This is a genomic window from Vibrio sp. 03-59-1 (assembly GCF_013114135.1).
Taxonomy (GTDB): domain Bacteria; phylum Pseudomonadota; class Gammaproteobacteria; order Enterobacterales; family Vibrionaceae; genus Vibrio; species Vibrio cortegadensis.
Map to the genome: position 1 here is coordinate 1 of NZ_VTYA01000022.1, position 20,061 is coordinate 20,061.

The window sequence follows — 20,061 nt, forward strand, 5'->3', positions numbered from 1 at the left end:
TTTAAACGGTTCGAAATTTGTAGACCCGCTGCGTCGTCTTTCGCACTGTTAATTTTGAAGCCTGATGATAGGCGTTCCATTGAGGTTTGCTGAGCACTTGTCGAGTTATTAAGGTGACGCTGTGCTGTCATCGCTGATACGTTAGTATTTACATTCACTGCCATGGTGATTTCTCCAATTGATTTTTCGTTGTAGCGGTTTTCGACGTCTCGAAAAACCAAGTAGTTCTCTCAAAGTTACTTTTAATAACGGCGCTAATTCAAAATGCTTTAGAAGAAAATTAATAAAAATCATCAATAAATTTTATTTATATTTAAAATCAATAACTTAATAAAATTAAAATCTAAAGAAAATCGGTAGCAAAGGAAAGACATAGCCGTGAAGGACGGTGATTTTTTGATATTTCGGAGAGGATGACAAAGATAGTAGTCGTCAGATTATGAGTTTTTGGGGGTGGTTTCACTCATTTGCAGGCAGCGTTGCTGAATAAAATATTTACTCAATTACAGGTTTTATCAAGTAGCAAATTTTTATTAAGTAACAGACTTTATTAAGTAGCAGGTTTTTATTAAGTAGCAGATAGAGAAAAGCCCCTTTTCCTTTGAGAGAACCGGGGCCGGTTGGTAACCAGAGCCTATGTGGAGATCAAGAGAAATGAACACATTACTGGCTGACCGAGTGTATGTTTACTGTAAAAATGGAGAACAAAGTGAGAGAGTTCTTCATCCAATAGTAAGCATACTTTGCCAAGTTATCCCTATTAGCGCGCTCACGTCTGAACATTGCTGATAAGGATTCCTTATAGCTACTGCAATAGTGACATTGCAGAGTTTGGCAACTGTTTTGCTTGAGCAAGGATTGACGTCCCTGCCTGTTGCAGAATTTGTGCTTTCGTCATTTGCGTTGTTTCTTTCGCAAAATCGGTATCTTTAATACGGCTGTTAGAAGCATCTACGTTCTCTTGAACGTTCGCTAAGTTACTAATACTATGGCTTAAACGGTTCTGTTTCGCACCGAGGTCTGAACGTTGTGAGTCAACATACTTAAGTGCTGCATCCACAATACTCACAGCATTTTGCGAGCCAGCCACTGTACGCATATCGATATCTTGCACGGTTGTATGTACACCTTCAGAACTTAAGCCTAAGTCCGATGCTAAACTACCAGAAATCGACATATCGCCTTGTAAATTCGGTTCTGCGACGAATATCTGCAGTTTACCTTCATCACTAACTGAAGCATTGACCATTGCCGTTTGGCCGTTAATCGAAGTCGCAAGTTCTTCAATATCATCACCCGCTTTTGCGTCAATGTTAATTGAAATCTCTTCGCCTTCTTTGGTAATAAACTCAAATTTTATATCTTTTTTATCGGGAGCCACACCCCAATCTTTGTCTTTACCGTTTTCAGCAAAGAAAGTGCTACCACCCATTCGGCTATCATCTGCACGGATACTGGTCAGCGCCATGATCATTGCTTCACCCGCATTCGAACCGATTTGGAAAGAAGCGTCACCGAACGAACCATTCAGCAGACGTCTACCACCAAAAGAGGTTGTCTCTGCTATACGGTTCAACTCATCTTGAAGATCTTGAGATTCTTCGTTAATCGCCTGACGTTCAGCGTCTGAGTTAGTACCATTCGCAGATTGTAGGGCTAGGTCACGCATACGTTGAAGTACATTGGTCGATTCGTTCATCGCCCCTTCAGCCGTTTGAGCGATAGATATACCATCGTTCGCGTTACGCATTGCTACATCTAAACCACGAGATTGCGCAGTTAGACGATTCGAAATCTGTAGACCAGCCGCATCATCTTTTGCGCTGTTAATCTTATGGCCTGAAGATAGGCGTTCCATTGAAACGCTTAGCTCATCATTCGCCTTATTGAGGTAACGTTGTGCCGTCATCGCCGGTACGTTTGTGCTTACTGTTACAGCCATTAGTTGCTCTCCTTTTGAGTTCGCAAGCTTGATGCGAAGCGGCCAGCTTTACTCTCATTTGGAAAAGCACTGACCGTAAAAATTCTCGCTAAATCTATTGATACATCAATAGGTTTAAAATTGTGTAATTCGTACTGATTTAATATATGCGATTTGTGTGCCAAGTTTTTATTTATTTATTTGAAAATAAAATAAACACTTAAATACAATTACTTACAAAAGAAACCAGCTAAGTGAATGTTCTTTTCTTTCGCTTGAACTCCATTCACCTTTCTCGTTCTATTGCCGCCTTTATAGACAGCTCATTTACCGTCAATCATCTTGCGGCAAACTCATTCCTTCAATGTTCAATCTCATTTTTTTGCACTTAAGGCATAGCTCATAAGGCACCATCAAAAATAAGGTCAACTCACTTCTAGCCACAGATCGGCAAGACGCATCATCTCTGGTTATCGATAACTTAAATGTAATTAAACAACGTAAGATCTTTTGTTTTTCCGAAAGCTTGCTGAGATGCCTGCAAAGCTCTTGAATTCTCGTTAAATTCAATGACTGCTTTAGAGTAATCAAGATCTTCAAACTTACTTTTGGATTTTGCTAACGTTAAATTAAAGTCTTCATGCTGCTGCTCTTGAATATCAAGTGTATTCAAACGAGCACCAGCATCCGTTCTTGCTTTATTTAAATGAATAAATGCGGCATGGAACTCTTCTGTCACTTGATGCAGCTTTGCGGTAGCCGAAGTATCGGAAACTGAAGATTTGGACAACTCCATCGCATCTTTAAAGCTATCAAAAACACTGAACGTTGATCTTGGCTCCAGTGAAATGGCATCACCTTTGGTTATCTGGCCTCGAACACGTATATTGACGCCTTCGTAATCAATGCCTTTACCCGGGTCAAATTCGTCTGCTTTTACGACACTGCCGTCTTTCTCAAGCTGATAGCCAAATTTTCCGGTGTTCATATCGACAAATGTGACCTTATAGACCGAGGTATCACCAAAGTTGCTGTTGACTGCTTTATCTAACAGTAAGTGCGAACCATTTTGTAGCTCGTATTGTGGTTCAAAATCACCAAATGGATTTTCAATTTCCATGAATAACTTGCTACCTGGATCATTCATGGCCATTTCTAGACTGTTAGAGATACGCATTTTTCTTTGATAATCGTCACCGGAGTACGTTACCGTTCCATCATTATCTCGGAAAAACGGTTGATTCTTAGGCTTTGTCCCCGCCAGTGTATAGTTACCAGACTCATCTTGTGTATTGGCTAGGTTCAAAAAATTTGAAGCTAATTCTTCGATTTCGCGTGCCTTTGCTTGCCGATCTTCAGGGGATAACGCACCGTTAATCATCTCCATAACGGTTCGTTTCGCTTCATCTGTAAACTCTTCGGTATTCGCAATCACCACTTCATGATGTTCTAAACGGTTACGAACCAAAACAATGGCATCCAAGTACTGCTTGAGTTGCTCTGACTGCTGGTTAATATTTTGTAAATAGTGCGTCGCAAGTGGGTCATCACTTGGCGAAAGTAATTTTTTTCCTGACGCTAGCTGAGCTTGGTTATGGAAAACCTTATTCTCTTGACGACGAAAATCATTTTGAACGGATTGGTAATTATGAAAGCTAGAAATTCGATTCAACATTCACGATCCCCCTATCTCAAGGCCAAAATGGTATTGAAAGTGTCATTTGCCGCTTGCATGATTCTTGACGACGCCATATAAGCTTGTTGAAACTTCATCATATTGGCAGCTTCTTCATCGAGGTTAACCCCAGATATTGAAGCAAGACGTTCCGACGCGGACTCTTTTTCTAACGTCGCGATCTCATTTAGCCGTGTAGCGGTGGACATTTTCAGCCCCACATCGGTGTTCAAGTTGTGGTAAACATCTAAAACCGTCGCTTCATTGCCATTTAACTTTTTGTCCGTTTGAATGTTCTGCATTTTACGTAAGTTGCCGTTATCCCCTTCAGAAGGGACAAGGTTTGCCGTAAATTTATCATCGGCAATCGCGCCGCCTGATAATTCAAATGTAGTACCCATAACAGTAATAGGTGTATTTGGTGGATAAGGTTGCGGATCTAAAAGAACTTTACCTTTCGTATCAATCACCGCAAATTGATCGCCCTTCGGTGAAACGATAACTTCAAACTCTCGAAGATCACCAGCGGCTAAAATATTGAACGTAGCCGTCCCTTGTGCAAAGGTGGTCGACGCTTCATAGCTTTGTGCTGCAATTGCGTTTGGATCGTTCGTTTCCAGCTGCATTTGAGCCGCACCAGATCGCGTTGGGCGCAGTAAAATTCGTTCACCTTCTTCAGGTGCATTACGAACCTCAACTCTCATCCCATCTAAATAAAATGAGCCAGAGTCATCAACCTGAACAGTGACACTTTCACCGGTTGGTTTTGTCACTACATAATTACTGCCATCGTAGCGTAATCCGTATTCTCCGCCTTTTAGTTCACTGGTATTGGCAATAAACACCGCAATATCGGCTTCTGAATCACCTTTAGTCACAACACGCGAACTCGCGACGATTTCCGAGTTAATGTCGGTGTAGATCAAACCACCTACATTCCCGTTCATATCTAAGCCTTGTGCTTGCAATCCATTCACTTCATAAGATAAAGCAGTGGCCAGTCGACCAAGTTCATCCATGATATTTGGAATTTGGTTATCACGCATATCCAGCATCGAACCAAGTTTTCCATCAATCGATCGGCTATCAATTACTTTGACCGCTTTGCCTTCTACCACAGCTAAACGTCGTTGGTGGACATCTGGGTAGCCACCAACCATCTTTAATTGACTGGATTCCGAGCCTGATACTAATGTATGTCCGCCGCCAATATGAACGTTATAGCCTTCGGCATTAGCTCGTGGTGTCACGCTCACTTTGGTATATTCGGATAACTCTTTAATGAGCGTTTCATGCTGATCTCGTAGATCATTATGTGGTCCAGGGGTGCGCATCATCAAACGTTGGACATCTCGAATTTCAACCGCGAGTTGATTAATTCTTTCGATACCCATGTCTAGTTTTTTATTTACGGCTTCAGATTGCTGGCGAACGGTTTCATGGAAATTATTCAAGTTTTGGCTGATTAGGTCGGCTTTCTCAAGTACTACTTTCCTTGCACCAACATTATTAGGGCTATCTGCAAGCGTTTTGATCGAATCAAACCAGTCATTTAATGTTTCTGGAATTTTTTTAGACGCGACAGAAGAGAGCATGCTAGAGAGCATATCTAAATTAGACTCTACATCTTCAGCTTTCGCGGCATTGGTTGTTGCGATATTGAGTTCTTTAACGGCAAATTGATCCCAAGAGCGGCGAACATTTTCCACATGCACACCCATTCCATAGGTTTCCCCACCGTACTGGCGCGGTGCATTTACAGCTTGAACTACAGACTGACGACTGTAACCCTCTGTATTTACGTTAGAAATGTTATGACCAGTGGTATTCAACTGTCTCTGAGCGGTAAGTACGCTCTGAGTACCTACATTCAGAAGATCCGATGCCATAAAGCCCCCAAAAAACTCAAACAAAAATCAGCAATTGCCGATGCTTAAGGGATATAAAGCAAGATATGTACCAGATATTTAGGAGGGCGTTTTGAAGGGAATAATAAAAAAGGCTTATGTCATTATAAGCCTTTATTCTGATTGATTTATCTTAATTCATTTGGTCGATTTTCGCTTTAACACGCAACACTTTATCTGCATATTGAGGGTCTGTTGCATACCCAGCCTGATGAATGCCTCTGATGAATACTTCAGAGTTATCACCATTTTCACCTTGACCGTTTAAGCTGGAAAGTTCATCACCATTTCCGACTTGAAGTGCCGTTTTGTATCTCGGGTTATCATTCAAGAAGCGAACGTAATCATTAAAGCTTTCTTGATATGAAGAGTAAGAACGGAATGAAGCACTCTCTTTAACTGGCGTATTATCATGAAACTCCAATGTTTGAGTGGCAATTTTGTCACCTTTCCAGCTTCTATCAGCTTTAATGTTGAATAGATTGTTACTGTTATCCACCGAATTTTGAACGACTTTTTGCCCCCAGCCCGTTTCAAGTGCCGCCTGAGCAAGTAATAATGAAGGCTCGACACCAAGAGTTTTTGCCGCTTTTTCAGCGTATGGACGCATAGATTGCACAAAGGATTGTGGAGATTCAAATGACGTCGGTTCTACTTGACTGACTTGTTGCTTTTTAAGGACTCGATCCGCGATCAAGCGTGCTTTTTCTTCATTAACTGGCAAACGTAAGGAAGTATCAAACGCTTCATTACGCATACGAACTTCGGTTTTATCCGCTTCAGAACTCTGACCTTGGCTGAGCTGCGCAACAATCATATCAGCAAGACCAAGCGATCCAGAGGAGCTCAATTCTGTCGACATTTGATCATCTAACATTTGACGATAAAAATCCTCATTCTGGCTGTTCATCATGTCAGACTTAAAACTTGAGTTAGCATCACGCATTGATTTAAACAACATCGACGTGAAAATAGATTCAAACTGTTTTGCGGCGGCGGTTAATGCGGCTTTCTCATCGCCCTCTTCTCCATTTACAGCTTGTTGACGTAAACGGTCTAGGCTTGAAATATCATGCACAAAGCCAACATCGGTAGGATTCTTGATCATAGGAAAACCTCTGTTGGTTAGATAATGATTAACTGACCTTCAATCGCGCCAGCTTGTTTCAGCGCCTGAAGGATAGCCATTAAATCGGAAGGAGCTGCACCCACTTCGTTTACCGCTCGAACAAGATCATCAAGAGTTAAGCCAGGTTCAAATTTAAACATTTTCCCTTGTTCTTCTGTGACTTCGATATCGGAATCAGGCACAACAACCGTTTGTCCACCAGAAAATCCATTTGGCTGGCTCACGTTCAAGTTTTCTTTAATCGCAACGGTCATTCCACCATGTGTTACCGCCGCGGCTTTAAGGCGAACATGCTTACCGACCACAATTGTACCCGTTCGAGAGTTTACAATGATTTTTGCTGCGCCATCTGCAGGGTTGAATTCAATATTTTCAACAGCAGAAAGGAAGGCAACGCGCTGGCTAATCTCACGAGGAGCACGAACTCGAACCGAAGTTGAATCCACAGCCGATGCCATTTGCGGACCTAAGAAGTTATTGACTGCGTCAGCCATGCGTTGTGCCGTTGTGAAATCGGACTCAAGAAGATTAAAGGTAATGTAATCGCCACGACCAAAAGGCGATGGAATTTCTCGTTCAACGGTAGCACCGCCAGAGATAAGGCCGACTGTTGGGTTGTTTCCGACAATTTTTGAACCATCAGCGCCAGTAGCACTAAAACCACTGACCACTAGATTGCCTTGTGCAACGGCATAAACCTGCCCATCAAGACCTTTTAGGAATGTTTGCAGTAATGTACCGCCACGCAGGCTTTTTGCCGATCCAATGGAAGAGACAGTGATATCGACTTGTTGACCCTGTTTCGAAAAGGCTGGCATTTCAGCCGTCACCATTACCGCTGCAATGTTTTTTGTTTTAGGTTTAGTACCTGGCGGTAGTTGAATCCCAAAATTTTGCAACATGGCGTTAAAGCTTTGATCGGTAAAGGGAGTTGACTCACCCGTGCCCGGTAAACCTGAAACTAAACCGTAACCCACCAACTGGTTACTACGGACACCAGCAATTTTTGAAACGTCTTTGATTCGTGCCGCTTGAGCACTTGTGACACAAAATATCATGCCGAGTAGTAATAGGGTGAGTTTCTTCATCTTCAAATACCTTAATATCTAGCTGACAAAACTACGCCAATACTTCGACTGTAATTTTGTGATTATAAAGCTACATTGAAGAATCGTGCCAAGAATCCTGGCTCTTGCATATCTTGTTGAGTTCCGGTGCCTGAATATTGAATTCGAGCATTAGAAATTCGGTTAGATGCGATGGTGTTATCGAAGGCGACATCATCCGGTCGGATCGTGCCGCTCAAGCGAATGTACTCGTCACCTGTATTCAGTGTGAGCCATTTTTCACCGCGGATCACCAAGTTACCATTGGCCAATACTTCAATAACTTCCACTGTAATTGAGCCACTCAAGCTATTGCTTTGGTTTGCGGCTGCACTGCCTTTGTAGGAGTTATCATTCGAGAGTTCGTAAGAGAAGTTATAATCTTGGATTTTTAATTCATTCCCCCCAACAAAGATCGGATCCATTGATGAGTCATTCGCTTTTGATAAATCAGCATCGGAACTTTTTGCCGCTTTGGTGCTTTCATCTAGAGTAACGGTAATGATATCTCCTAAACCATGAGGCTTCGAATCATCATATAAATTACTCACTTGGTCGGCATTGAACAGCGAGCCTGTTGCCGCCGCGTAGTGCTCTGCTTTTTGTTTCGGGTGAATTGGAGCCCAAGCCGGATCACCAGCGACAGGGTCGGTTCTTCCACGCAGTGTATCAACAATCCCAGAGCTCTCGTCTTCTGACTTATCGCCTTCTACTGCATCGACTACTGTTGTTCCTTGTTGTACTTCTGTTGTTTCTACAGGTTCCAACATAGTACAGCCACTTAAAGAGGCAATAAAAGCTAAGCATAGTAGACGTTTCATAGCGATATTCTCTGGTTAGTTAATCTTTAATGTCTTTATCGGATACGAGTCATTACAACTGCTGGTTCACGAAGCTCATCATTTTATCGACGGACGATATAACTTTAGAGTTCATTTCATAAACTCGTTGCGCTTCAATCATATTAACCAACTCTTCCGTTACATTAACGTTTGATGTTTCAAGCATTGATTGACGAACTGAACCTAAACCGTCTAACCCCGGAACGCCTTCTTGTGGATCACCACTCGCACCAGTCGGTAAATAAAGGTTTTGTCCTAAAGGTTCTAAACCACCAGGGTTAACGAAATCTACTGTGGTAATTTGACCGACCACTTGGTTATCCTGCTGGCCACGAACTCGCACGGACACTTCACCATCGTTACCAACAGTAATTGAGATCGCATCTTCAGGAATGGTGATTTCTGGTTCAAGAGAGTAGCCAGAACCTGAAGTCACAATGATCCCTTCAGAGTTCAACGTGAATTGACCATTTCGGCTATAACCGATGTTGCCATCAGGCATGTTGATTTGGAAAAAGCCATCACCTTCAATCATCATATCCAAACTGTTGGTGGTCGTTTGGGCATTACCGTGAGTGTGCACTTTTTGCGTCGCCACGACTTTCGCACCAGCACCAAGCATTAAACCGCTAGGAAGCTCGGTATTTTGTGATGACTGACCACCAGGTTGGTTAATATTTTGATAGAACAAATCTTCAAACACTGGGCGGCTCTTTTTAAAGCCAATGGTCGAGGCATTCGCCAAGTTATTTGAAATGGTTGAGATATTCGTTTGTTGAGCATCTAAACCTGTTTTACTTACCCATAATGCTGGATGCATGACAATCCCCTTAAATCTATTAGCTCATACGAAGCAGTGAATCGGACGACTTGTCCATCTCTTCTGCTGTGCTCATCATTTTGACTTGCATTTCAAATTGACGTTGAAGGTCAATTAGACTGGTCATTTCGCCTACTGCGTTTACATTACTACCTTCAATCGCACCGGTTAGAATGTGAACACCAGCATCAGCTTCGTACGCCAGATTTGGATCTTTCAAACGGAATAAACCATTTGAGTCTTTAAACAATGTTTGTGGGTTTGAACGAGTCAATTTGATGCGATCAATTTGTTCCATCTCAGTAGCTGGAGCGCCTTGTGGAAGAACGGAAATAGTGCCATCGCGTCCAATTTCAACTTTACTCAATGGAATCGGAAGAGATATCGGAGCGCCTGTATCACCTAAAACAAGGTGACCATTACCATTAAGTAACAGACCGTTTTGATCAATTTTTAAATTACCGTTACGAGTTAAGCCCTCTTTTCCCGTCTTATCTATAACGGAAATCCAGCCTTCACCTTCAATAGTTACATCAAGGTCTCGGCCAGTCGTTATCACGCTTCCTTGGGAGAAATTATGTCCAGGGCGTTCTGTCATGCTAAATACACGAGTCGGCAAACCTTCACCATACGCTTGCATTGAACGAGCTTGAGCTAAATCCGCTCGAAAACCCGGGGTACTTACGTTAGCTAAGTTGTTTGCTCTAAGCTGCAATGCTTGCATGTTTTGCTTAGCGCCACTCATGGCAAGAAACAGTGCGCGATCCATAATTTGCTCCAAAAAATCATCGTCTGACTATTGAAAAGCAATTTATATGCCAATATAAAAAAACCTTTTAATTCAGTTAATTAAAGGAGCGCGTTGTTTGAAAGGAAAATATTGAAGAGAGTATTGCCGTAAAGAGGCAAAGAATATCAAACTGAGTTTGCCACCCAGTTTGATATTGTACCAATGATTGTTAACACTAGAATTAACGGATTTGTAGGATATTTTGCTGCAGTTGGTTATGCACTTCAAGCGAACGAGAGTTTGCTTGGAAGTTACGCTGAGCTGAAATCAGGTCAACAAGCTCTTGAGTCATATCGATATTGGATTGCTCCAATGTGCCGCTACTCACGCTACCGTACGAACCTTTGTTTGATTCACCCCAGATTTTAGCACCTGAAAGTTGAGTTGAATCCCACTGGGTTCCACCTTTTTTATCAAGACCTTGCTCATTTGGCACTCGCACTAAACCAACACGGCCTAATGTGACAGATTCACCATTTGAGTAAGTCCCTAAAATGCTACCACGTTCATCAAAGTCAATTTTGCTCAAGAAACCCGTTGTTGCACCATCTTCATCAAACTTGGTGACTTCAAATGGAGCGGCAAATTGGGTCGCTTGATCTAAACCGAAATTAAGAGTTTGAGTAACATCAGCACCATTCAAATTAATAGGGTTTGCACCAGCTCCGAGCGCTTCAGACACCATAGGAAGTCCACTATTTAATGAGGCTAAAGTACCATCATTATTGAACTTCATTGTGTGGCCAATATGCCCCGTAGCATTAGTAGCATCACCGCCAGTAATGTTGACTGGTTTCTCGCCTAGGTCGTCCGTTACTGTGTAGTAAGAGTTCCAAGTATTTGGCTGAGTTTGATCTTTAAGGTAATACGTCGTCATCTTGTACGATTGACCCATAGAGTCGTAAATCGTTGAAGATGTAGAACGGTTGTAAGAATCAGGGTCATTGAAATCAAATGCTGCCGGATCTTTCAAATCGCCATTTGCAGGTAAGTTAACACCTACATCAATATTCTCAGTTTGCTTTGGCTTACCAAATTCTGCAGGAATGTTTAATGGTTTCGGCTCGTAAGACGTCACTTCATCAGTATCAGGGTTTACGGTATAGCCTAAAAGATACTCTTCATTAGAGGTAACCATGTAGTTATCTTTATTTAGGTGGAAAGCGCCATTACGAGTAAGCTCATTCGTCGTTGGTTCTAGTCGCTCTTTTGCTACTGCAAAGAAACCTGTACCGCTGATTCGTAAGTCCATTGGGTTATTCGTATAAATACTTGAACCTTCATGGAATTGTTGAGCTACTTTGTTCGCTTGAGCACCACCGCCCGTGACTGTTTTAGAATTCGTAAACAGTGAATTCGAATAAACATCGCCGAACTCCGCACGAGACTCTTTAAAGCCGAATGAGTTTGCGTTGGCAATGTTGTTACTGGTTGTGTTCAGATCTAACTGAGCTGCGGATAAACCGCTTAACGAAATATATGACATTCCAAAAATCTCCTAATCTAGCTAGCGTTATAACTCTATAAAGCGTTACGCTTTGCCAACTTCTAGTACTTCAGCAAGTCGAACTGGCGAAGGAAATCCAGCCAGATTGAGCAGTACGTTACCATCACCTTTACCAAGAAGAACACTGTTCACGTTCGCATACGTTGATACGCCGAATTCAGCACTCTCCCCATCTAACAAACCTGCCGCTTTCACGTTATATTTGCCAGCTGGCAATGGATTACCGTTTTCATCTTTTCCGTCCCATTCAACACGAGTATCGCCAGCAGTCTTAGCTCCAACGTCTAACGTACGAATTAATTGGCCCATCTCGTTCTCAACGCGTACAAATAAATTGTCCACTGCTTGAGGGAGTTTAACCATCGCCGCCATTCCGCCTTCTGCCTGCTTAATACCCGCAGCACCTGGAACAAGTACATCACGCCCTACTAATGAAGACGCCTGTAGTGCTTGGTTAGATGTCATTGATGAATTCAAGCTTTCAAACTGTGTATTCATTTTTCCAATGCCATCAACCGTCGCAAATGAAGCCATTTGCGCAATCATTTGGTCATTGCTAACCGGCTTAAAAGGATCTTGTTGAGCAAGTTGCTTGGTGAGCAGAGATAGAAAATCTTCTTGTTTAAGATCTTGTTTCCCCGTTGTCTCATCTGGCTTCTTGGTATTCTCTTGAAGGCTTTTTAGCTGATCAACATAGGACAAGCCGCTTTGTTGACCAATATTATTTATTCCGGCCATACGCTACCCCCTGAACCTTATTGACCCATCTGCAGCGTACGCAGCAGCATCTGTTTACTTGAATCCGCTACTTGTACGTTCGTTTGGTACGCACGAGAAGCTGATATCATGTTTGCCATTTCTTCCATCACGTTAACGTTCGGTTTGTAAATAAAACCTTCGTCATTCGCTAATGGGTGATCCGGGTTATATTCTGCATTGAGTGGTTTATCACTTTCTACAATACCTAATACTTTCACTGGCACGTTATGGTCACGGTTATAACGCGCTTTACTTAATTCCGCACCAAACACCGCGTGGCGAGCTTTGTAAGTGTCTTTAACAGAACTACTTACGCTGTCCGCGTTCGCTAAGTTACTAGAGGTTGTATTAAGACGAACTGATTCCGCACTCATGGCTGAACCTGTTACATTGAATACATTAAATAAGCTCATCTAATTATTCCCCTTTAAGTGCTTTAGTTAAGTTCTTGAATTTACTTCCTAAGAAGTCAAGAGAGGCTTGGTGTCTAATTTGATTTTGCATAAACAAGTTACGCTCTAAATCAACATCGACTGTGTTGCCATCTCCAGTATCAGGCTGAGTAGGAACTCGATACAGTTTTTCCCCAGTCACTGTTGTAGAGGCAGAAATATGCCGACCGTCAGTTTCGCTAAGACCAATGCTTGCCCCTGAACTTGCCGCTTGCAATGCTTTCTGAAAGTCCATTCCTTTTGCTTTAAAGCCAGGTGTGTTTGCTTGCGCGATATTGGTTGATATAACCTCAGCGTTGCGCTCACGTACACCAACCGTGTATTGGTGGATACCTAATGCTTTGTCAAAAGAAATAGCCATGTTTACCTCAACTTAAAGAACTGACCGTATAGTTAAATAAAAGCAATTAACGTACCAACTTTTAAATCAATACTACTAATCTACATTTCATCTTCACTACTGATAAATATCTAGCAATAAATGAGCCATCTTGACTTTAATTAAGATGTGAGCCCACTTTAGTAATCATCATTGAAAAAAGGCATTGCTTGAGTATAGAAGGGATGAATTTGTCCAGACGAAAAAAAAGCCTAGCAACAGTGCTAGGCCTCTTATTGTGTACGCCAGAGTCGACTACTTCAGTTTATAAATAATGCCAGGGTTGCATCGAACCATTTCAAACTTATCTGTTAAACCAGTCAAAGACTCTGAAGCACCTAAAAGCAGGTAACCACCAGGATTAAGGCTATTTGCCATCTGGTTAAGTACTTGCGACTTCATCTCTGGTGAGAAGTAAATAAGAACATTACGGCAGAAGATAATGTCAAATTTACCAATTAATGCATAACTGTCCATCAAGTTTTGAGGACGAAAGTTAACCAGACGCTTCACATTGTCTTTGATTTTCATTCGACCATCACCAGCGTCCTCAAAAAAGGTACGGCGACGTTCTGGAGATAAACCACGACCTAAAGCTAGATTGTCATAAACACCCGCACGACACATATCAAGCATGCTTGCAGAGATGTCAGTGGCAGTAATCGACACATTAGGTATCATTCCCGGCTTGCGAGCTTGAGTCTCTAAGATCGTCATCCCCATCGAGTAAGGTTCTTGGCCCGAAGAGCTCGCCGCAGACCAAATCTTAATTGGGCGTTTATTTGCTGCCATTTCCGGTAATAACTTGTCAGCTAAAACAGCAAACGGATAAGTATCACGAAACCAAAGTGTTTCATTTGTCGTCATCGCATCAACAGCGGCAACTCGCAATTCACGATTTCTTCCGCTAACAACATCCCTTAGAAGAGTAGAAAGAGAGTCGAGTTTAAACTTAGTCACCAATGGACTTAAACGGCTTCTAACTAGGTATTGCTTGCTATCTCCAAGCACAATACCGCACTGGGATTCTAAAAAACGACTAAAATCACGATATTCTTGATCACTTATAGTTATTGCAGTCATTAATGTCTCTTTTAATTAGTTAATGCAGTTTTCACTGCTGTACCAAGCTCATCCGGGTTAAATTTCGCTATAAATGAGTTTGCACCCACCCTTTCAACCATTGCTTGGTTAAATACGCCACTAAGTGAAGAGTGAAGTATGACGTATAAATCTTTTAAATGCGGATTTCGTCTAATCTCTGCCGTTAGCGTGTAGCCGTCCATTTCTGGCATTTCTATATCCGAGATAACTAACGATATTTGCTCGTATATACTACCTTCTTCAGCCATTTCAATCAGCTTTTCATAAGCTTCTTTACCATCTTTAACCGATATAACTTCAAACCCTATCCCTTCAATCGCTCTTTGCACTTGTTTACGAGCAACCGTTGAGTCATCGGCAATTAAGATTCGGCGAACTTTTTCTTGTTCAACTTGAGCAATCTCTTCAACAAGGTCGGTATCCATCGTCTCATCAGCAGGTGAAATCTCCATTAAGATTTTTTCTACATCTAAAATTTCTACCAACTCATTATCAATATTTGTCACAGCGGTTAGGTAATTGGCTTTGCCCGCTCCGTCTGGCGGTGGCAAGATAGATTCCCAGTGCATATTAATAATTCGCTCGACAGAACTCACAAGGAAACCTTGAATAGTACGGTTGAACTCAGAAATAACAACAAAGCACTTATCTATATCTGTTGTAGGACGACCACCTATTGCGGCACTCAAGTCAATCACGGAAATAGTTTGACCGCGAATATGTGCCAAGCCTTTAACCAGCGGATGCAAGTTTGGCATTGAAGTAAGCTTAGGGCATTGAAGTACTTCTTTTACTTTAAATACATTGATACCGTAACGTTGTCGTCCCATTAGACGAAACGTTAAAAGTTCCAATCGGTTTTGACCAACAAGTTGCGTACGCTGATTCACTGAATCAAGAACACCCGTCATAAGCTCATCTCCATCTCAAACTTTTTATCTCAAAAATGATAGTCTATTATCGTCTACGTGAAGAACAGAGAAACAGAATGGCATATTATATGAATAATTTAGATCCATTTTCCATCACTAAGTGTAGAGCTTTCTATAAAACTTTTGTTAAGTCTATCGGCATTTTATTCGTTTTGTTTAGTTTTTTCTCCCACGCGGCTACAGAACAACAAATTGAATTGATCCAGAAAGCTGCTGAAAATCACATTTTCGATACAATTCAGCAACCACCAGGGGGGGAACTATCAGTACAAGCGGCAAATATTGATTCTCGAGTGAAGGCGAGTGATTGCCCTCAACCGCTCAAAACTAGTGCCTCAAATTCTAGCAATTCTACCAGTAACATCAATGTTCTTGTGCAATGCGAAGCAGATAACTGGCAAATATATGTGCCTGTTCGTTTATCCATTTCCGTTCCGCTCGTCACCGCGACCCGATCACTCTCTCGTGGGGACTTGATCAGCCAAAGCGATCTCACTATGGGCATGATAGAACTGCACCGCTTTAGACGCCAAGGGTTTTCGGATCCTAAGCTTGTTATTGGCGCAAAATTGAAAAAAAGTATTCGCCCAGGAGAGGTTGTTGAGCGTGGCGATGTCTGCATTGTGTGTCGAAATGAAAAAGTGGTAATAAGAGCCGTCAAATCTGGAATGACTATCACAACTAAAGGAACCTCTCTTCAGGACGGGTCAACGGGTGATCAGGTCCGGGTGAAAAATGATACATCTAAGCGTATAATTGATGGGCAAGTGACAGGGATTGCTGAAGTCACTATCTATTTTTAATCTCTAAAAGCTTTATTTTTATGCTTAAAGTGCAATTTGTTTGCTATTTAACTCGTTGTCGTTCAATAAAAAAGCAATTAAATTATTCTATTTAAGATATGATGATTAAATAATCACTAAAAAAAGGCTAAAGTATTCCTTCCTGACGTCGATATTGACTGTACAGGTTTCTAAATTCGTAAGTAAGGCTCTTATATGGCAGGTATTGATAACATACGTTCCGGGCAACCCATGACGACGACAAATCGTAGTTCTGCACGCGCAGAATCGAATGCATCAAGTCGCTCGGAATCTGCACCTAAAGCAACGGGTAAACAAGACGAAGTATCGCTAAGCCAGCAAGGCAAAGCGATTGGTCAACTTCACCAACAAATGGCATCTCAACCGAGTTTTGATAGTGCTAAGGTAGCAGCAATTAAAGAAGCTATTTCTAATGGATCTTACAGCGTAGATCCAGAAAAACTGGCTGATAACATGATGAAATTTGAAAATGAATTTTCAGGGCTTGAAGCCTAATCGAGGCTGATAATAAACGATGGCGACTTTAACTGATCTAGTCAATTATCAACTCAAGAATGCTCAGGACCTGTCTGAACATCTTGATCTTGAAAAAATTGCGATCACTAGCCGTGTATCCGTTGATATTGAACGCATCGCAAAAGAAAAAGTGACTCTAATTAGTCAGCTAAGACAGACTGATCAACGAATTGCATCACACACCAATGTTGCAGAGCTTAAAGAAGACCCAGCACTTGCTGAAATGGTCTCTCTTATTCAATCTATTATTCATGATTGTCAACAAGCGAATAGTGCGAATGGTGAAGCCCTACAAAGAGCACAATTAAGTTTCAATAAACTGAATAACTTGATGCAGCAAAGCCAAGGCAAAGTTGGTATGACCTATAATGCAGGAGGCCAAACAAACTCGGTTTCCACCCTAGGCACCAACATTAAAGCATAAGCGACTACTTAAGCGTCTAAAGTATAATCGTTCAAAGCTGAATAATTCAAAACTAAATACCAGACGCAAAAGCTCATCAGCAATGCTAGAGCATTAAAATAAGAACATAAAAAAGCGGCTTTGATAGCCGCTTTTTGCCGTCTGTACAGTTTCACATAAATCGGACATAACCGTTATATGGCTAATTGGTTCTCTGGAGAAAAACGTAAACTAGCCTATATTGCTACTGGTTGACTGATTCAAACTGGAACCATACTTTGGTTCATCTATCTATTTATATTTCTAAAACAGAGTTTGTCTACGGTTATCTGGTACTTGTTGTACTTCACCATAATCACGTAGCTTATCCATTTTACGAATATCAAGTTTCAGCTCAGTCACATAACTATCGCCTACCGGATAACTTCTCAACACTTCAGCACCTCGAATGACACCATCAACGGCACCTGATGTTGCTTCTGTACCTAAGCGTTGGTCTTGTAGCTCTGCACGCCCACTGACTCGCATGCCGTAGACTTGTTCAGCAAGCTCACGGTAAGCATCCAGTTTTGACGCTCTCATTGCTCTTACTCGTCTCTCTTCTTCCGTTCTACCGCTTTGCTCGCTAATGCTGGCATAACCGACCGCGACAAGAACTTCATCTTCACGCATTGTTTGCAATGGCTGACAACCCACGAGGATCAAAACAAATATTAGAGATATAACTTTTTTCATAACCAATACCTATGGACGAAGAATAACAGTATAAGGCTGCTTCATTCTTGGATCAGAGCGGATAATAACGCCATCCTGAGTTCTAATACTATTCAGTGTATCTAAATCACGGCCAATTCTGTCCGCAGGAAGGAAACCTTGTGCCGTAGCCACAACAATTCTAGTTTGCATACCCACGACTCGGGCATTGACCAAAACACCACCCTCTTGGCGTAACATTGTTCCGGTCAAAATGTATTGGATATCTTGCTCTTGCGCGAGATCTTTCCAATCTCGGCTCAAAGCAAAGTCACCCTGTTGGGTCACTTGAATCGACCCTGTCGCTTTAAAGTCAACGACCTTAAAACCGCGGCGTTGCAATTGATGGATAAAGCCTTCAGACACTGAGTTGCCAAGCCAGTTTGTCGCATCCATACTTTGCAGATCAACAAAAGAGGTCACTGCTATAGGTGTACGCGCAGACACGCTTGTGTTTGATATCATTAGCTCTTCAGTCATACTCTCGACGAAGAAATCCATAGTATGTCGGGGGGTATCCATCAGCATGAACTGACTACCCGAATACGGTTCTTTACCATTATATATCGGTGAATAGGCACATGACGTCAATAACATCACAGTTGCCATTATAAGCCACTTTTTCATTCTCTTACTCTCCAGATAAATGCTAGTGCTTTGCCCAATATCTCTTTGTATACATTACTCTCTCTTAATGAATTACAATATTGGAACGTTCTTTGCTTTTCATAAATTGTCGAATTAAGAAAAGCAGCACCGAAATCAGCTACAGAAACCTAAAGCAATATTTATACCCAACTGGTAATAATCGAATGAAAAAACTATTTTCTCTTATAATATCAACAACATTAGCACTACTAGCCTCTTTTAGTGTCAATGCCTCTTGGTATGAAGTTACAGGTGTTGCCACTATTGTTTCGTCTGATGAGGTGGCAAGAGTCCATGCTTTGGAAGATGCTGTTTATCAAGCCGTCAACTTTTCTGGGGCAAATATCGGCAGTATCAGTGCTCTAAGACCATTCCTGGAAGAAAGTAGAAAGGAGTATCAGTTCACCAACCACGAAGTTCGCTACATTCTGATTGAATCTCAACGTTCTCGTGGCAATCAAATGGTGGTAAAAGCAAGAATTGATATCTACCCTTCGGCAAATGGTTGCCAGTCCAATCAATATAAGAAGACATTCTTAGTCGGAAATATTGACGTAGCGTCACCTCAACAAGCGGTTATGGGACAAATTTACCGAGTTGGCGACGATTTTAGCCACGTAGTTAACAGGCAGCTTGATCAGGAATCTCGAAGCTTTATATCTGTCGGAACCACCGATTATGAAATAGATGCTAAGCGACCTGAAATGCTAAAAATGATCGCCCAAGATACAGGTGCCCAATATATTATTGGTGGTGTCATTACTGATTTAACGGCAACAATTGAATCTAAACTATTGCGTGATGATATTATCAACCGCCAATTTGCTCTCGAAATGCACATTTATGACGGTAAAACAGGTAATGAAGTCTACAACCGAAACTACCGTGAAGTAGCGAAATGGCCTTTTGCTAAAACCAGCCAAGTCGATACTCGTAGCGCTCGTTTCTGGGCATCCACCTACGGCGAAATGCTCCTTAGAGTCAGCCGAAATATCATGCTAGATTTGGAATCTGAAGTGTCATGTAAAATCACCTTACCAGAAGTTGTGGCTGTGTTTGGCAACACCATCACGATGGACTTAGGTCGTTTACATGGGGTTCAAGTAGGCGACAAACTCACCCTTTGGCACACTGGCTCTTTTATCGATCAACATGGCCTGCCTCGAAATAAAGTATCGAAGAGTGACATTACACTAACGGTATCTCGTGTGTATGAAAATGAAGCGGAGCTCGCCGTCGATCAGCCCAACCTTGCTGGAAGTATCCAAATTGGTGATGTTATGAACAAACAGCTATAAAAATCAGAACGAGTGCTTAACTTATTCATTTTATTGAGTATGATAAGCACCATGCTCCCGTGGCACAGCTGGATAGCGCGGCCCCCTCCTAAGGGGCTGCCATAGCCTTTTCAAAGCTCTCAATTATTTATAACCATTAATAAAATTCAACCACTTCTAGTTTAAAAACAACACCTTAAATAGAAAATTCAATCAGTTAACAATAATTATCATTTACTGCAATTAATACTAATTCACCTATTAAAAATGCTATAAAAAATGCTATATTTCTAATTCGATGATTTTTAGGTCAAGAA

Annotated in this window: 20 protein-coding genes and 1 pseudogene; 4 read left to right on the forward strand and 17 right to left on the reverse strand. The window is 41.7% G+C overall.

Features of this window, described 5'->3' with window-relative positions:
• The 15 genes and pseudogenes from F0249_RS17555 to F0249_RS17625 all read right to left on the reverse strand — a co-directional run.
• A pseudogene (locus F0249_RS17555) lies at positions 1–164 on the reverse strand (flagellin); the annotation flags it as partial.
• Between the two features lie 641 nt (positions 165–805).
• Complete coding sequence (locus F0249_RS17560; protein WP_171757349.1) at positions 806–1,942, reverse strand: flagellin; 1,137 nt, start codon at positions 1,940–1,942, stop codon at positions 806–808.
• Between the two features lie 460 nt (positions 1,943–2,402).
• The gene (gene flgL, locus F0249_RS17565; RefSeq protein WP_113795355.1) at positions 2,403–3,596 is read right to left on the reverse strand and encodes a flagellar hook-associated protein FlgL; all 1,194 of its coding nucleotides are present in this window, start codon (positions 3,594–3,596) and stop codon (positions 2,403–2,405) included.
• An 11-nt stretch (positions 3,597–3,607) separates the two neighbouring features.
• Positions 3,608–5,485, reverse strand: coding sequence for a flagellar hook-associated protein FlgK (flgK, locus tag F0249_RS17570; protein ID WP_113795356.1), 1,878 nt, complete (start codon positions 5,483–5,485; stop codon positions 3,608–3,610).
• Positions 5,486–5,636: 151 nt separating this feature from the next.
• A complete protein-coding gene (flgJ, locus tag F0249_RS17575) occupies positions 5,637–6,611 on the reverse strand; it encodes a flagellar assembly peptidoglycan hydrolase FlgJ (RefSeq protein ID WP_171757350.1) in 975 nt (324 codons plus the stop codon).
• 17 nt (positions 6,612–6,628) lie between these two features.
• A complete protein-coding gene (locus F0249_RS17580) occupies positions 6,629–7,720 on the reverse strand; it encodes a flagellar basal body P-ring protein FlgI (protein WP_017053299.1) in 1,092 nt (363 codons plus the stop codon).
• Positions 7,721–7,782: 62 nt separating this feature from the next.
• Positions 7,783–8,559 (reverse strand): flagellar basal body L-ring protein FlgH, encoded by a 777-nt coding sequence (flgH, locus tag F0249_RS17585; protein WP_136994402.1) that lies wholly within the window; start codon positions 8,557–8,559, stop codon positions 7,783–7,785.
• A 52-nt stretch (positions 8,560–8,611) separates the two neighbouring features.
• Positions 8,612–9,400, reverse strand: coding sequence for a flagellar basal-body rod protein FlgG (gene flgG, locus F0249_RS17590; RefSeq protein WP_017053301.1), 789 nt, complete (start codon positions 9,398–9,400; stop codon positions 8,612–8,614).
• A gap of 19 nt (positions 9,401–9,419) precedes the next feature.
• Positions 9,420–10,169 (reverse strand): flagellar basal-body rod protein FlgF, encoded by a 750-nt coding sequence (flgF, locus tag F0249_RS17595; RefSeq protein WP_171757351.1) that lies wholly within the window; start codon positions 10,167–10,169, stop codon positions 9,420–9,422.
• A 202-nt stretch (positions 10,170–10,371) separates the two neighbouring features.
• Positions 10,372–11,676, reverse strand: coding sequence for a flagellar hook protein FlgE (flgE, locus tag F0249_RS17600; protein ID WP_113795360.1), 1,305 nt, complete (start codon positions 11,674–11,676; stop codon positions 10,372–10,374).
• A gap of 45 nt (positions 11,677–11,721) precedes the next feature.
• On the reverse strand, positions 11,722–12,435 hold the full coding sequence (flgD, locus tag F0249_RS17605; protein WP_017053304.1) for a flagellar hook assembly protein FlgD: 714 nt from the start codon (positions 12,433–12,435) through the stop codon (positions 11,722–11,724).
• Between the two features lie 17 nt (positions 12,436–12,452).
• Positions 12,453–12,869 (reverse strand): flagellar basal body rod protein FlgC, encoded by a 417-nt coding sequence (gene flgC / locus F0249_RS17610; RefSeq protein ID WP_017053305.1) that lies wholly within the window; start codon positions 12,867–12,869, stop codon positions 12,453–12,455.
• Positions 12,870–12,873: 4 nt separating this feature from the next.
• On the reverse strand, positions 12,874–13,269 hold the full coding sequence (gene flgB / locus F0249_RS17615; RefSeq protein WP_017053306.1) for a flagellar basal body rod protein FlgB: 396 nt from the start codon (positions 13,267–13,269) through the stop codon (positions 12,874–12,876).
• 273 nt (positions 13,270–13,542) lie between these two features.
• A complete protein-coding gene (locus F0249_RS17620; RefSeq protein ID WP_017053307.1) occupies positions 13,543–14,370 on the reverse strand; it encodes a protein-glutamate O-methyltransferase in 828 nt (275 codons plus the stop codon).
• An 11-nt stretch (positions 14,371–14,381) separates the two neighbouring features.
• Complete coding sequence (locus tag F0249_RS17625) at positions 14,382–15,302, reverse strand: chemotaxis protein CheV (protein ID WP_113795361.1); 921 nt, start codon at positions 15,300–15,302, stop codon at positions 14,382–14,384.
• Positions 15,303–15,379: 77 nt separating this feature from the next.
• On the opposite strand from F0249_RS17625, the gene flgA reads away from it, so the two are divergent.
• The 3 genes from flgA (at position 15,380) to F0249_RS17640 (ending at position 17,087) form a co-directional block, all read left to right on the forward strand.
• A complete protein-coding gene (gene flgA, locus F0249_RS17630; protein ID WP_171757352.1) occupies positions 15,380–16,126 on the forward strand; it encodes a flagellar basal body P-ring formation chaperone FlgA in 747 nt (248 codons plus the stop codon).
• Positions 16,127–16,321: 195 nt separating this feature from the next.
• Positions 16,322–16,642: a flagellar biosynthesis anti-sigma factor FlgM gene (gene flgM / locus F0249_RS17635; protein WP_017053310.1), complete on the forward strand. Its 321-nt coding sequence runs from the start codon at positions 16,322–16,324 to the stop codon at positions 16,640–16,642.
• A gap of 19 nt (positions 16,643–16,661) precedes the next feature.
• A complete protein-coding gene (locus F0249_RS17640; protein WP_171757353.1) occupies positions 16,662–17,087 on the forward strand; it encodes a flagella synthesis protein FlgN in 426 nt (141 codons plus the stop codon).
• Between the two features lie 282 nt (positions 17,088–17,369).
• On the opposite strand, the gene flgP is transcribed toward F0249_RS17640, so the two are convergent.
• On the reverse strand, positions 17,370–17,801 hold the full coding sequence (flgP, locus tag F0249_RS17645) for a flagellar assembly lipoprotein FlgP (protein WP_171757354.1): 432 nt from the start codon (positions 17,799–17,801) through the stop codon (positions 17,370–17,372).
• 9 nt (positions 17,802–17,810) lie between these two features.
• Complete coding sequence (locus tag F0249_RS17650) at positions 17,811–18,446, reverse strand: FlgO family outer membrane protein (RefSeq protein ID WP_029203444.1); 636 nt, start codon at positions 18,444–18,446, stop codon at positions 17,811–17,813.
• Between the two features lie 185 nt (positions 18,447–18,631).
• Between F0249_RS17650 and F0249_RS17655 the strand changes: the two genes are divergently transcribed.
• Complete coding sequence (locus tag F0249_RS17655) at positions 18,632–19,765, forward strand: flagellar assembly protein FlgT (RefSeq protein ID WP_171757355.1); 1,134 nt, start codon at positions 18,632–18,634, stop codon at positions 19,763–19,765.
• Positions 19,766–20,061 lie beyond the last annotated feature (296 nt).

Bases quoted from the DNA above. Each gene is read 5' to 3' on its own strand.
- F0249_RS17560 (WP_171757349.1), bottom strand. From the start codon at position 1,942: ATGGCTGTAACAGTAAGCACAAACGTACCGGCGATGACGGCACAACGT.
- flgF (WP_171757351.1), bottom strand. From the start codon at position 10,169: ATGGATCGCGCACTGTTTCTTGCCATGAGTGGCGCTAAGCAAAACATG.
- flgK (WP_113795356.1), bottom strand. From the start codon at position 5,485: ATGGCATCGGATCTTCTGAATGTAGGTACTCAGAGCGTACTTACCGCT.
- flgC (WP_017053305.1), bottom strand. From the start codon at position 12,869: ATGAGCTTATTTAATGTATTCAATGTAACAGGTTCAGCCATGAGTGCG.
- flgG (WP_017053301.1), bottom strand. From the start codon at position 9,400: ATGCATCCAGCATTATGGGTAAGTAAAACAGGTTTAGATGCTCAACAA.
- flgE (WP_113795360.1), bottom strand. From the start codon at position 11,676: ATGTCATATATTTCGTTAAGCGGTTTATCCGCAGCTCAGTTAGATCTG.
- F0249_RS17640 (WP_171757353.1), top strand. From the start codon at position 16,662: ATGGCGACTTTAACTGATCTAGTCAATTATCAACTCAAGAATGCTCAG.
- F0249_RS17655 (WP_171757355.1), top strand. From the start codon at position 18,632: ATGAAAAAACTATTTTCTCTTATAATATCAACAACATTAGCACTACTA.
- flgL (WP_113795355.1), bottom strand. From the start codon at position 3,596: ATGTTGAATCGAATTTCTAGCTTTCATAATTACCAATCCGTTCAAAAT.
- flgM (WP_017053310.1), top strand. From the start codon at position 16,322: ATGGCAGGTATTGATAACATACGTTCCGGGCAACCCATGACGACGACA.
- flgH (WP_136994402.1), bottom strand. From the start codon at position 8,559: ATGAAACGTCTACTATGCTTAGCTTTTATTGCCTCTTTAAGTGGCTGT.
- flgP (WP_171757354.1), bottom strand. From the start codon at position 17,801: ATGAAAAAAGTTATATCTCTAATATTTGTTTTGATCCTCGTGGGTTGT.
- flgB (WP_017053306.1), bottom strand. From the start codon at position 13,269: ATGGCTATTTCTTTTGACAAAGCATTAGGTATCCACCAATACACGGTT.
- flgJ (WP_171757350.1), bottom strand. From the start codon at position 6,611: ATGATCAAGAATCCTACCGATGTTGGCTTTGTGCATGATATTTCAAGC.
- flgD (WP_017053304.1), bottom strand. From the start codon at position 12,435: ATGGCCGGAATAAATAATATTGGTCAACAAAGCGGCTTGTCCTATGTT.
- flgA (WP_171757352.1), top strand. From the start codon at position 15,380: ATGGCATATTATATGAATAATTTAGATCCATTTTCCATCACTAAGTGT.
- F0249_RS17625 (WP_113795361.1), bottom strand. From the start codon at position 15,302: ATGACGGGTGTTCTTGATTCAGTGAATCAGCGTACGCAACTTGTTGGT.
- F0249_RS17650 (WP_029203444.1), bottom strand. From the start codon at position 18,446: ATGAAAAAGTGGCTTATAATGGCAACTGTGATGTTATTGACGTCATGT.
- F0249_RS17580 (WP_017053299.1), bottom strand. From the start codon at position 7,720: ATGAAGAAACTCACCCTATTACTACTCGGCATGATATTTTGTGTCACA.
- F0249_RS17620 (WP_017053307.1), bottom strand. From the start codon at position 14,370: ATGACTGCAATAACTATAAGTGATCAAGAATATCGTGATTTTAGTCGT.